The 12613-nt window shown below is 71.1% G+C and carries 13 protein-coding genes; 10 read left to right on the top strand and 3 right to left on the bottom strand.

Features of this window, described 5'->3' with window-relative positions; genetic code table 11:
• The first annotated feature begins 34 nt into the window (after window positions 1-34).
• Window positions 35-721 carry a membrane protein insertion efficiency factor YidD gene (gene yidD / locus ACFXMF_RS04930; RefSeq protein ID WP_379992452.1) on the top strand — a complete coding sequence of 229 codons (687 nt, stop codon included), beginning with the start codon at window positions 35-37 and terminating at the stop codon, window positions 719-721.
• A gap of 52 nt (window positions 722-773) precedes the next feature.
• On the opposite strand, the gene rsgA is transcribed toward yidD, so the two are convergent.
• From rsgA to ACFXMF_RS04945, 3 genes are all read right to left on the bottom strand, one after another.
• The gene (gene rsgA, locus ACFXMF_RS04935) at window positions 774-1805 is read right to left on the bottom strand and encodes a ribosome small subunit-dependent GTPase A (RefSeq protein ID WP_360317811.1); all 1032 of its coding nucleotides are present in this window, start codon (window positions 1803-1805) and stop codon (window positions 774-776) included.
• 311 nt (window positions 1806-2116) lie between these two features.
• On the bottom strand, window positions 2117-3487 hold the full coding sequence (locus ACFXMF_RS04940) for a YihY/virulence factor BrkB family protein (protein WP_360317729.1): 1371 nt from the start codon (window positions 3485-3487) through the stop codon (window positions 2117-2119).
• Between the two features lie 111 nt (window positions 3488-3598).
• Window positions 3599-4135, bottom strand: coding sequence for a MarR family winged helix-turn-helix transcriptional regulator (locus ACFXMF_RS04945; protein ID WP_360317727.1), 537 nt, complete (start codon window positions 4133-4135; stop codon window positions 3599-3601).
• Between the two features lie 225 nt (window positions 4136-4360).
• Here ACFXMF_RS04945 and ACFXMF_RS04950 point away from each other — a divergent pair, with 225 nt between their 5' ends.
• From ACFXMF_RS04950 to ACFXMF_RS04990, 9 genes are all read left to right on the top strand, one after another.
• The gene (locus ACFXMF_RS04950) at window positions 4361-4444 is read left to right on the top strand and encodes a putative leader peptide (RefSeq protein ID WP_355541009.1); all 84 of its coding nucleotides are present in this window, start codon (window positions 4361-4363) and stop codon (window positions 4442-4444) included.
• 133 nt (window positions 4445-4577) lie between these two features.
• On the top strand, window positions 4578-6275 hold the full coding sequence (locus tag ACFXMF_RS04955; protein WP_360317725.1) for a nitrite/sulfite reductase: 1698 nt from the start codon (window positions 4578-4580) through the stop codon (window positions 6273-6275).
• The gene (locus ACFXMF_RS04960; protein WP_379989568.1) at window positions 6272-6520 is read left to right on the top strand and encodes a hypothetical protein; all 249 of its coding nucleotides are present in this window, start codon (window positions 6272-6274) and stop codon (window positions 6518-6520) included. Before ACFXMF_RS04955 ends, ACFXMF_RS04960 begins: the two co-directional genes overlap by 4 nt.
• A complete protein-coding gene (locus ACFXMF_RS04965; protein ID WP_360317721.1) occupies window positions 6517-7215 on the top strand; it encodes a phosphoadenylyl-sulfate reductase in 699 nt (232 codons plus the stop codon). The genes ACFXMF_RS04960 and ACFXMF_RS04965 overlap by 4 nt, the downstream gene beginning before the upstream one ends.
• 55 nt (window positions 7216-7270) lie before the next feature.
• A complete protein-coding gene (gene cysD, locus ACFXMF_RS04970; RefSeq protein WP_360317719.1) occupies window positions 7271-8197 on the top strand; it encodes a sulfate adenylyltransferase subunit CysD in 927 nt (308 codons plus the stop codon).
• 2 nt (window positions 8198-8199) lie between these two features.
• On the top strand, window positions 8200-9546 hold the full coding sequence (locus tag ACFXMF_RS04975) for a GTP-binding protein (RefSeq protein WP_360317717.1): 1347 nt from the start codon (window positions 8200-8202) through the stop codon (window positions 9544-9546).
• A gap of 129 nt (window positions 9547-9675) precedes the next feature.
• On the top strand, window positions 9676-10815 hold the full coding sequence (locus tag ACFXMF_RS04980) for an ABC transporter substrate-binding protein (RefSeq protein ID WP_360317715.1): 1140 nt from the start codon (window positions 9676-9678) through the stop codon (window positions 10813-10815).
• Window positions 10816-10899: 84 nt separating this feature from the next.
• Window positions 10900-11697, top strand: a complete 798-nt coding sequence (locus ACFXMF_RS04985) for an ABC transporter ATP-binding protein (RefSeq protein ID WP_360317713.1) — start codon at window positions 10900-10902, stop codon at window positions 11695-11697.
• Entirely contained in the window at window positions 11684-12607 is a 924-nt protein-coding gene (locus tag ACFXMF_RS04990; RefSeq protein WP_360317711.1) for an ABC transporter permease, read from the top strand. Before ACFXMF_RS04985 ends, ACFXMF_RS04990 begins: the two co-directional genes overlap by 14 nt.
• Window positions 12608-12613: the final 6 nt, after the last annotated feature.

The raw sequence follows: 12613 nt of genomic DNA on the forward strand, positions 1-12613 counted from the left end.
CCGAACATAGATCCGGAACACGGGGAGCACCACCATGACCCAACCGCCACCGGAACCGCATCCCCTGTTCGGGGAGGGCGTGGGTGGACCCGGCGAGACGCCCGAGGAACGGCATCGCCGACTCCGCGAGGAAGAGGAGGAACGTCAACGCCGCCGCGACCGCCGCGAGGACCTCGCGGACGGCGCCGACGCCGTCAACGACATCTCCGGTGGCGGCGACGGGGGGCTGTTCGGCGGCGGTGGATCCGGCGGCGGAAGCGGCGGATCCGGCGGCCGCGGCTCGGGCGGTGGAGACCGCGGTGGCTGCTTCGGCGGCGGCGGAAACGGTGGTGGTGGCGGAAGCGGCGGCAGCGGAGGAAGCGGCGGTGGAGGAAGCAGCGGCAGCGGTCGTGGTGGCAACGACTGCGGCTGCGACGTCTGCCTGCTCAGCCTCTTCTCGCTGCGCCTGGTGTGGATCACCCTGACCAGCCTGCTCCGCCCACGCGGTGGCCCGCCCGCCCGCCGACTCGGCGCCGCCGTCGAGCGCTACCGCACCGAGATCAGTCCGCAGACCCCACCGCGCTGCGCCTTCACCCCGTCGTGTTCGACCTACGGCAAGAAGGCCCTGCACCGGCACGGCGCGGTCCGGGGGACGTACCTGACCGCCCGTCGCCTCATCCGCTGCCGCCCCGGGGGCGGCGGCGTCGACCCGGTACCGCCCGCCCGGGGAAGGCGGCGCTGACCGACGCACGACCGACGGTCGGGGGTGGGCCGCGCCCACCCCCGACCCTTCGTCACTTCTTCGGCGACGGCGAGCGGCGCATCTCCTTGTGGATCAGCTTCCACTCCCGGGCCCGTTCGGCCCGGATGCGGTGGTCCTCGCGCGAGGCGATCCAGCGTGCCTCCCGGAGCAGCTTGCGATAGCTGTCCAGTCGGCGCTGCGGCAGGTCGCCCGCCTCGATCGCGGCGAGCACCGCGCAGCCGGGTTCACTGTCGTGCGTGCAGTCGGCGAAGCGGCAGTCCTCGACCAGGGCGTCGATGTCGGCGAAGGTGCGATCCAGGCCCTCCCCGACGTCGTACATGCCGACGCCGCGCATGCCCGGGGTGTCCACGAGCACACCGCCGTTGGGCAGCGGCACCAACTCGCGCCACGTGGTGGTGTGCCGGCCCTTGCCGTCGCCGCGCACGTCCTGGACCGAGGTCACCTCGGCGCCCGCGAGCGCGTTGGTGAGCGTGGACTTGCCGGCGCCGGAGGTGCCGATCAGCGCCACCGTCTGTCCGGCGGTGTAGGCGTCCAGGACGTCCAGGCCCTCGCCGGTGAGCGCGCTGGCGACCACGACGTCCACGCCCATCGCCACCGCCTCGACGTCGGTGCGCAGATCCTCGGCGTCCGCCGCGAGGTCGGCCTTGGTGAGGATCACCAACGGCCGGGCTCCGCTCTCCCACGCGAGCGTGAGCAGCCGCTCCAGGCGGCCGAGGTCGGGCGCGACGTCCAACGGGACGACGGCGCCGATCAGGTCGACGTTGACCGCGAGGACCTGGCCCGCCGACCGCCCGGAGGCCTGCGAGCGCACCAGCGCGGTCCGGCGCTCCAACAGGGCGGCGACGAAGGCCTCGCGGCCGTCGTCGGGCAACTCCAGTGCGGCCCAGTCGCCGGTGCACGGCAGTTCGCCGGCGCCGTGCGCGGCCCGCACGGTGCCGTCGGCGGTGACCACCTCGCACAACGAACGGTCCACCCGGGCGATCCGTCCGGGGATCAGGCCGTGGCCGCGGTAGGGGGCGAATTCGGTGTCGCGGTCCGCGTCCCAGCCGTAGGCGGCGAGCACGTCGGAGGTCGATGCGACAGGGGTGTGCGAAGAAGCGGGGGTGTTGCGAGAAGCGTGGTGCTGTTGGGAAGACAAGCCGGTGGCCCTTCGAGGGGCGGATCCGCCGACCTGCGCGCCGTCACGACGAACGACGTGGCGCGGCTACGCGGTGCGAATCCGAGAGGTGGAGAAGTGGAATGAGGTCAAGCCCGTCCGGGCGACCGTCATCAAGGTCGTGTTCACGACATCCACCTCCCACCTGTTCCGTGCGGCCTCGGGCCGCGCTCTCGGGCACTGTGCGGGCCCAAGGGCCACCCGCGAAGCCTAGGCCATCACGACCGGTCGCGTCGAGCGTGTTCCTGCTCGCCGATCACCGGCCGACTCGGCCGCGGCGGCCACGCGGTGTCGTCCAGCGGCAGGCCGGGCAGTTCCTGTCCGGCCGGCATGTGCAGGCTCGGCGGTTGCTGGCCGTTGGTGGGCGGCGGACCCGGGGGGCGCGGCGGGCGGGACGGCATCCGGGGCGGATCGGCGGCGCGGCGGGCACCGTTGGTCCGGCCGTTGACCGTGCCCGGGTCGCTGCGTTTGGCGTCGCGCGCGTGGATCGCCCAGCGCTCGGGGAATTCGGACGGCGGCTCGGCGATGTCGGGGAGTTCGCCGTGGATGACGGTGTCCTCCATCTCGTCGTGCTCGTCCGACAACGGCGTCCAGTCGCCGGGGTTGCCGCGGTGGCGACCCGAGCGCAGGTGCTCCATGGCCGCGGCGATCTCCTCGGCGGCCTTCTCCTTGTCCCGCTCGGCCCGCGCCTGCGCGGTCTCCTGGCTGGGCCACACCTGGTCGATCGCGGCGTTGACGGCCGCGCCGATCAATACGGCCATGGCCGCGAAGTACATCCACACCATGACCGCGACCGGGGCCGCCAGCGAGCCGTAGACGGTGGGGCCGTCGATGGTGGTGGCGAGGTAGACGCGCAGCAGGAAGCTGCCGACGATGCACAGGAGCAGCGCGACCAGCGCGCCCGGTATGTCCTCGCGCCACGGCGTTCGCACCGGCACCGACACGTGATAGAGCGAGGTCAGGAAGCAGACCGACAACACCACCAGGACCGGCCAGTACAGGATGTGCACGGTCCCGGCGAAGTGCGGGAACGCCTTGACCACCAGCTCGGGGCCGGCCACCAGGAGCGGGATCAGGAACATCCCGAGCAGCAGGCCGACCACGTAGAGGGTGAAGGAGAGCAGCCGGGTGCGCACGATGCCGCGCTTGCCGGACAGGCCGTACATGATCGTGATGGTGTCGACGTAGACGTTGAGCGCGCGCGAGCCGGACCACAGGGCGATCAGGAAGCCGGCCGAGATGATGTCCGCGCGCCCGGAGTCGAACACGTCGTTGACCAGCGGCACCACCACCTGCTCGGTGCTCTTGCTGGAGAGCACCGACCCGGCGGCCTTGACGATGTCGGCCTTGAGGTCGTTGACGGTGCTGCCGCCGATCATGCCGTGCAGGTAGCCGACGGTGCCGGCGAGCCCGAGCAGCAGCGGGGGCAGCGAGAGCAGCATGAAGAACCCGGCCTCGGCGGCCAGGCCGGTCACCCGGTGGTTGAAGCAGGAGATCACCGTCTCGCGGAGTATCCGCCACAGTGCGCTCCGCAACCGGATGCGACCGGCCCCTCGCAGACGAGGTCGTTGTTGGTAGTCCGCTGCCACCCCTTTAAGGTATCCGGCCGGGGGCCCGGCATTCGCCAAGTCGCCGTCCGGGTGATTTCCACCTTCGGGCAAGGGTGGCGCCGACTCGCCGGCGCCGGGGGTCCCGGCCGGTCAGCGGCCGGCCACCAGCACCCCGGAGAGCCTGCTGAGCACCCGGGCGGCGGTGCGCAGTTCCTCGGCCGGCAGGTCGGCGAACGCGCTCTCCCAGCTCTCCCGGAACAGTGCGTCGAGCCGGTACAGCTCACGCCGGCCGGCGGGGGTCAGTCGCACCACCGAGCCGCCTCGTCCGCGCCCGGCGCGCACCGCCTCGACCAGGCCCTCGCGCCCGTGCACGTCGAGCAGGTCGCGCACGGCCGATCCGGACAGGCCGAGCACGCGGGCCAGCCGCTCGTTGTCGAGGTCGAGTTCGTCGGCGAGCGCGGCGAGCAGCCGATAGCGGGTACCGTCGGCATCGACGTCGAGGGGGCCGGCCTGCCCGGCACGATCGGCGCGAATCGCGGAGAGGAAACCGTTGAGGGCGTAGCGCAGCGTCTCGACCGCTTCCTCACGACGCGGCTCCGGCCGCTCGGAGGTGGATCCCGCGGCCGATTCGACCGTGCATACGGAACGTGTTCTGCGCCGGGGCGCGCCCAGAACCTCGCCTGGCATACCCATCAGCTCCTCGTCCACTGTGGTGCGTGGGCCGCATACCGTCCGGGGTAACGGAATCCGACCCCCCGTACCGTAACCAACCGCGGCGACGATCCATGCCTCGGCCGGTGTGGAAGATCAGCTTATCTCAACATGTGGGCACGCGTGTTCGACATGTGAGATGGGCGTTCGCATCTCGGACAGTGATGGACGGCTTTCCGTCACCATGTCAATCTTTGCGACATGTCACGCGCCGGTATTGCTCTCGTAGGTCGACTCCACGTCGACCTCGGACGCATGTCCAGCGCCGTCTGTTCGCCGGTCTGACGACCCGCCCGTTGCACCTGTCTGCCGGGCGCGCGGTCGCACCGGCACCACGACTCTCACGGCCGGTCCGGCGAGGGTGCGGCCGGATGCTCCCCCGTGCGTCCCCCACCGATCCGCCCGGAGGACGCTCCCCATGGCCGCCACTACCGACACCGCCGGCAGCGGTCCCCGCGCCCGCAAGACCGCTCGCCATCGCGGCGAGGGGCAGTGGGCCCTCGGCCATCACGAGCCGCTCAACGGGAACGAGCAGTTCAAGAAGGACGACGACGGTCTCAATGTGCGCGCGCGCATCGAGAATGTCTACGCCCATCGCGGCTTCTCCTCGATCGACCCCAACGACCTGCGCGGTCGGATGCGTTGGTGGGGCCTGTACACGCAGCGCAGGCCCGGGATCGACGGCGGCAAGACCGGTGTGCTGGAGCCGCACGAGCTCGACGACGAATACTTCATGCTGCGCGTGCGGGTGGACGGCGGCCGGCTGAACCTGGCCCAACTGCGGGCCATCGCCGAGGTCTCCGAGCGGTTCGGCCGCGGCACCGCGGACGTCACCGACCGACAGAACGTGCAGTTCCACTGGATCCGGATCGAGGACGTTCCGGAGATCTGGCGGATCCTGGAGGCCGTCGGCCTGTCCACCACCGAGGCGTGCGGCGACACCCCGCGCGTGGTGCTCGGCTCGCCGGTGGCCGGCGTCGCCGAGGACGAGATCATCGACGGCACCTGGGCGATCGACGAGATCAACCGGCTGTACATCGGCAAGCCCGAATACTCGAACCTGCCGCGCAAGTTCAAGACCGCGATCTCCGGATCGCCGCTGCTGGACGTCGCGCACGAGATCAACGACGTCTCCTTCGTCGGCGTCGTGCACCCCGAGTTCGGCCCCGGCTTCGACGTGTGGGTCGGTGGCGGGTTGTCCACCAACCCCAAGCTCGCGGTGCGACTGGGCACCTGGGTCCCGCTGGAGGAGGTGCCGCAGGTCTGGGAAGGCGTCATCTCGATCTTCCGCGACTACGGCTACCGCCGGCTGCGCAACCGCGCGCGGCTGAAGTTCCTGGTCGCCGACTGGGGGCCGGAGCGCTTCCGCGAGGTGCTGGAGAGCGAGTACCTCGAGCGCAAGTTGATCGACGGTCCCGCCCCCGAGGCGCCCGCGCAGGTGTGGCGCGACCACGTGGGCGTGCGGCCGCAAAAGGGCGGCGGCTTCTACGTCGGCTTCGCGCCGCGGGTGGGCCGGGTCGACGGTGCCACCCTCGGCAAGATCGCCGACCTCGCCGAGCGGCACGGCTCGGACCGGGTACGCACCACGGTCGAGCAGAAGATGCTCATCCTGGACGTCGCCGAGGAGCAGGTCGCCTCGCTCAAGGAGGGCCTGGAGGCGCTCGGCCTGCGGGTGGACCCGAGCCCGTTCCGACGCGGCACGATGGCCTGCACCGGCATCGAGTTCTGCAAGCTGGCGATCGTGGAGACCAAGGGCCGCGGGATCCGGCTGATCGACGAACTGGAGCAGCGGCTGCCGGGCTTCGACCAGCCGATCACCATCAACATCAACGGTTGCCCCAACGCGTGCGCCCGGATCCAGGTCGCCGACATCGGCCTCAAGGGTCAGTTGGTGCTGGACGACGACGGCGCACAGGTCGAGGGCTACCAGGTGCACCTGGGCGGCGGGCTGGGCCTGGACCCCGGCTTCGGGCGCAAGATCCGCGGCCTCAAGGTGACTTCGGCGGGCCTGGCCGACTACATCGAGCGCGTGTTGCGCCGCTTCGAGGAGCAGCGCACCGAGGGCGAGCGCTTCGCCCAGTGGGCCGTGCGCGCGGCCGACGCGGACCTGTCGTGAGCGCCGCCGGTGGCGCCGAGCCGGGTCAGCGGGCCGTCCCGTTCTACTGCCCCTTCTGCGGCGACGAGGATCTTCGTCCGCACGAGGAGGGACACGGCACCTGGCTGTGCTCGGCCTGCCGGCGGGCGTTCTCGCTGAAGTTCCTGGGCCTGGTGTTCCCCGAGAAGCCCGGCCCGGCAAGCCCCGGCAACACCTCGGACGCCCCCGCACGAACCCCGTCGAGCACACCGGAGGAGGAGCGATGACCGTCACCGAGAGCACCGATCTCGAAGCGCTCGCGCAGCGCGCCGGCCTCGAACTGGAGGACGCGAGCGCGTCGGAGATCCTGGCCTGGACGCACGAGCGGTTCGGCCCGGCCTGGTGCGTGACCTCCTCGATGGAGGACGCCGTCGTCGCGCACCTCGCCTCGCGGGTGGCGCCCGGGGTGGATGTGGTCTTCCTGGACACCGGCTACCACTTCCCCGAGACCATCGGCACCCGGGACGCGGTCGCGGCGGTCTACGACGTCAATGTGATCACCGTGCACCCCCAGCTGACCGTCGCGGAGCAGGACGCCGAGTACGGCGCGGCCCTGCACGATCGCGACCCCGACGCGTGTTGCGCGATGCGCAAGGTGGCGCCGTTGGAGCGGTCGCTGACGAACTACCGCGCCTGGGCCACCGGGTTGCGCCGGGACGACTCGCCGAGCCGGGCGAACACCCCGGTGGTGTCCTGGGACGCGCGCCGGCGCAAGGTCAAGGTCGCCCCGATCGCCCGCTGGACGCAGGACGACGTGGACGCCTACGTGGCCGAGCACGGGGTGCTGACCAACCCGCTGCTGATGGACGGCTACGCCTCGATCGGCTGCGCGCCCTGCACCCGGCGGGTGGCCCCCGGCGAGGACGCCCGCGCCGGCCGGTGGGCCGGCAACGGCAAGACCGAGTGCGGGATCCACACATGAGCGGCCCGATACGCACCACGGCACCGTGCTCGACGAAGACGAAGGAGGGGTTGGCGTGACCACGACGATCGACAAGGGCACCGCACCCGGAGCCCTGACCCACCTGGACGCGTTGGAAGCCGAGTCCGTGCACATCTTCCGCGAGGTGGCGGGCGAGTTCGAGAAGCCGGTGATCCTGTTCTCCGGTGGCAAGGACTCGATCGTGATGCTGCATCTGGCGCGCAAGGCGTTCTGGCCGGCGCCGGTCCCCTTCGCGCTCCTGCATGTCGATACCGGACACAATTTCCCTGAGGTCATCGAGTATCGCGACCGGGTGGTGGCCGAGCACAACCTGCGGCTGCACGTGGCCAAGGTGCAGGACTTCATCGACAACGGCCGGCTGCGCGAGCGTCCGGACGGCACCCGCAACCCGTTGCAGACCGTCCCGCTGCTGGAGGCGATCGAGTCCAACCGCTTCGACGCGGTGTTCGGCGGCGGCCGGCGCGACGAGGAGAAGGCCCGCGCGAAGGAGCGGGTGTTCTCGCTGCGCGACGAGTTCGGCGCCTGGGATCCGCGCCGGCAGCGGCCCGAGCTGTGGCAGTTGTACAACGGCCGGCACCGCGTGGGTGAGCACGTGCGGGTGTTCCCGATCTCGAACTGGACCGAGCTGGACGTGTGGCAGTACATCGAGCGGGAGGCGATCGCGCTGCCGCAGATCTACTTCTCGCACGAGCGGGACGTCTTCGAACGCAGCGGGATGTGGCTCTCGCCCGGCGAGTGGGGCGGGCCCAGGGCCGACGAGGAGGTCGTGCGGCGCGTGGTGCGCTACCGCACGGTCGGCGACATGAGTTGCACCGGCGCCGTCGACTCCCCCGCCACGACGGTGGCGGACGTGATCGCCGAGATCGCAGTGAGCAGGCTGACCGAACGAGGGGCCACGCGCGCGGACGACAAGATGTCCGAAGCCGCGATGGAGGACCGCAAGCGCGAGGGGTACTTCTAGCCATGAGTGGGACTTCCGAGATTTCCCCGGACGCGTTGTCGGTCGCGGACGAGCGGGTGGGTCTGCTCCGGCTGGCCACCGCCGGTTCCGTCGACGACGGCAAGTCCACCCTGGTGGGCCGGCTGCTGCACGACTCCAAGTCGGTGCTGACCGACCAGCTCGAGGCGGTCACCCGGGTCAGCAACGAGCGCGGCCAGGAGGAGGCCGACCTCGCGCTGCTCACCGACGGGCTGCGGGCCGAGCGCGAGCAGGGCATCACCATCGACGTCGCGTACCGCTACTTCGCCACCGCCAAGCGCCGGTTCATCCTCGCCGACACCCCGGGCCACGTGCAGTACACGCGCAACATGGTCACCGGCGCCTCCACCGCCGAGCTGGCCGTGGTGCTGGTGGACGCGCGCAACGGCGTGGTCGAGCAGACCCGTCGGCACGCGGCCGTCGCGGCGCTGCTGCGGGTGCCGCACGTGGTGCTCGCGGTCAACAAGATGGACCTGGTCGACTACAGCGAGGAGCGCTTCGCCGAGGTCGCCAACACGTTCACCGAGTACGCCAAGGCGTTGGGCGTGCCGGACGTGCGCTCGATCCCGGTCTCCGCGCTGCGCGGCGACAACGTGGTGGACCCCAGCCCGCACATGGACTGGTTCTCCGGGCCGACGCTGCTGGAGTACCTGGAGACGGTGCCGGTGGAGACCGACCCGACGCTGGAGCCCGCGCGTTTCCCGGTGCAGTACGTGCTGCGTCCGCAGTCGGACGACGAGTACCGCGACTATCGCGGCTACGCCGGCCAGATCGCCTCCGGGGTGTTCCGGGAGGGCGACGAGGTCGTGGTGCTGCCGTCCGGACAGCGCACCTCGGTCGCGGGCATCGACCGGCTCGGCGTCGCGGTACGCCAGGCCCGGCAGGGCGAGTCGGTCACCCTGCGGCTGGCCGACGACGTGGACATCTCGCGCGGCGACCTGATCGCGCCGGTCGACTCGGCGCCCCGGCCCACCCAGGACGTCGAGGCCACCGTGTGCCACGTGGCCGACCGCCCGCTGCGCACCGGCGACCGGGTCCTGCTCAAGCACACCACCCGCACGGTCAAGGCGATCGTCAAGGACATCGCCTACCGCCTGGACCTGAACGCCCCGATCGAGGGCGTGCTGGGTCACGAGCAGCACCTGAACGAGCTGCGCGCCAACGACATCGCCCGGGTCGTCCTGCGCACGGCCCAACCGCTCGCGCTCGACGACTACGCCGTCGGGCGGCGCACCGGTTCCTTCCTGTTGATCGACGAGGCCGACGGCTCGACGCTCACCGCCGGCATGGCCGGCGCCGCGTTCGCCGCGCCGGGTCGATGTCAGGGCTGACTCGATCGCGGGTCTGACGACCCGCTGTTGACGCTCCGTCAGTCCCACCCGTGACATCGCCCGCCGCCGTCCACCACACACGTCATCCCGGCCCGCGCACAACGCGCGGGCCCGAGGGAAGGTCCCCGCATGTCCGTTTTCAGGACAAACCGTCGCAGATCGACACGTACCGGCTTCGTTGCCGCCCTCCTCCTGCCGCTGCTCGCGTTGTCCGCGTGCGGCTACGGCGAGGACAAGAAGGACGACAAGAACAAGGCGCCGGCCGCGGGCGCGGCCCCGGCTTCCGGCGGCGCCAAGGTCGGCACCTCGGCCTCGCAGATCCGACTCGGCTTCTTCGCCAACGTCACGCACGCGACGCCGCTGATCGGTCTGGGCGAGGGCTTCTTCGCGAAGGAGCTGGGGACCACCGAGATCAAGCCGCAGGTCTTCAACGCCGGACCGGCCGCGATCGAGGCGCTCAAGGGCGGCTCGATCGACGCGACCTACATCGGCCCGAACCCGTCCATCTCCGGGTTCACCAGCACCAACGGCGAGTTGTTGCGGATCGTGGCGGGCGCCACCTCCGGCGGCGCGTCCCTGGTGGTCAAGCCGGGCATCAACCTGCCCGCCGACCTCAAGGGCAAGAAGATCGCCTCGCCGCAGCTCGGCGGCACCCAGGACGTGGCGCTGCGGGCCTGGCTGAAGAAGGCCGGCTACAACGTGGACACCTCCGGCAAGGGCGACGTGAGCGTGGTGCCCACCGACAACGCGCAGACCCTGGCCGCGTTCCAGAAGGGCGACCTGGACGGCGCCTGGCTGCCCGAGCCCTGGGCCACCCGACTCGTCCTGGAGGCGGGCGCCAAGGTGCTCGTGGACGAGCGCACGCTGTGGCCGGAAGGCAAGTTCGTCACCACCGACCTGATCGTGTCCACCAAGTTCCTCAAGGAGCACCCGGACACCGTCGAGGCGCTGCTCAAGGGCCAGGTCGCCGCGAACGACTGGGCCGCGAACAACCAGGACAAGGCCAAGGCCGCGGTCAACGCCAAGATCACCGAGTTCGCCGGCAAGCCGCTCGCGCAGAACGTGCTCGACGCGTCCTGGCCCAACATCGCGATCACCAACGACCCGCTCGCGGCCTCGCTGCAAAAGCTCTCCGACGACGGCGTCGCGGTCGGCGTGACCAAGAAGCTCGACATCCACGGCATCTACGACCTGACCATCCTGAACAAGGTCCTCGCCGCCGCCGGCAAGCCCCCGGTGAGCGACGGGGGTCTGGGCCCGAAGAAGTAGCGTTCGCGCCGCTTTCCGCCCGGGCCACCGCGCCCGGCCGAGCACTTCCCGCCCGACGCGCCCACCGAGAGAGGTGATCCGGACATGACCCAGACCATCAGCGAGGCCACGCCCACGGCCACGACCCCCGTCGAGACCGGCTACGCGGTCCGCCTCGACCAGGTCACCAAGGTCTTCGGCCGAGGCGGCGGCACGCCCGTCCTGGACGGCATCGACCTGACCGTCGCCCCGGGCGAGTTCGTCTGCCTCCTGGGCGCGTCGGGCTGCGGGAAGTCCACCCTGCTCAACCTGATCGCCGACCTGGACCGGCCCACCTCGGGCACCATCGAGGTCACCGGCGACCGCCCCGCGCTGATGTTCCAGGACCACGCGCTGTTCCCGTGGCTGACCGCGGGCAAGAACATCGAACTGGCCCTGAAACTGCGCGGTGTGCCGCGCGATCGGCGTCGGGCCGAGGCGAACGAGCTGCTGGAGCTGGTCCGCCTGGGCGGCGCGCACGACAAGCGTGTGCACGAACTGTCCGGCGGCATGCGCCAGCGGGTGGCCCTGGCCCGCGCGCTCGCCCAGGCCGGCGATCTGCTGCTGATGGACGAGCCGTTCGCCGCGCTGGACGCGATCACCCGGGACGTGCTGCACGACGAACTGACCCGGATCTGGGCGGAGACCGGCCGCTCGGTGGTGTTCGTGACGCACAACGTGCGCGAGGCGGTCCGGCTCGCCCAGCGGGTGGTGCTGATGTCCTCGCGCCCGGGCCGGATCGCCCGGGAGTGGACCATCGACATCCCGCAGCCGCGCCGGATCGAATCCACCGGCGTGTCCGAGCTGTCCGTCGAGATCACCGACCAGTTGAGAGGGGAGATCCGCCGCCATGGCCGCGCCTGATCTGACGAAGACCGACCCCGAGATCGGCGCCGACGCCGCGGACCGGCACGCCGAGGAGGACCTGGCCGGGCTCGAGGCCGGCCTGGACGCCCTGGAGAGCTACGAGAAGGAGCGCAAGCCCTTCTCCCGCGTGCTGCTGGAGAAGGTGCTTCCGCCGGTCGTCGCGATCCTGCTGGTGCTGGCCGTGTGGCAGATCGCCTACTCGATGGAGGTCAAGCCCCGCTACGCGCTGCCCAGCCCACAGGACGTGTGGGACGCGTTCATGGTGCAGTGGAAGAAGGGCACCGTCTTCGACATCCTGTGGACCAGCCTCTCCCGAGGCATCCTGGGCTTCCTCATCGCGGTCGCGATCGGCACGCCGCTGGGCCTGATCGTGGCCCGGGTGAGCTGGATCCGGGCCGCGATCGGCCCGATCCTGTCCGGTCTGCAGTCGCTGCCCTCGGTGGCCTGGGTGCCGCCGGCGGTGATCTGGTTCGGCCTGAACAACAGCGCGATCTACGCGGTCGTGCTGCTGGGCGCGGTGCCCTCGATCGCCAACGGCCTGGTGGCCGGGATCGACCAGATCCCGCCGCTGTACCTGCGGGCCGGTCGGGTGCTCGGCGCCCGCGGCTTCAACAGCGTGTGGCACGTGATGCTGCCCGCCTCGCTGCCCGGCTACGTGGCCGGCCTCAAGCAGGGCTGGGCGTTCTCCTGGCGCTCGCTGATGGCCGCCGAACTGATCGCCGCCGGACCGGAGTTGGGGTCGGGGCTGGGCCAGTTGATGGACCAGGGCCGGGATCTGGGCGACATGCCGATGATGTTGACCGCGGTCTTCATGATCCTGATCGTGGGTATCGGCATCGAGATGCTGGTCTTCACCCCCGTCGAACGCCTGGTGCTGCGCCAGCGCGGCCTGGCCACGAGCAGGTAGCCCACG

This window comes from Embleya sp. NPDC059213 (assembly GCF_042754445.1).
Taxonomy (GTDB): domain Bacteria; phylum Actinomycetota; class Actinomycetes; order Streptomycetales; family Streptomycetaceae; genus Embleya.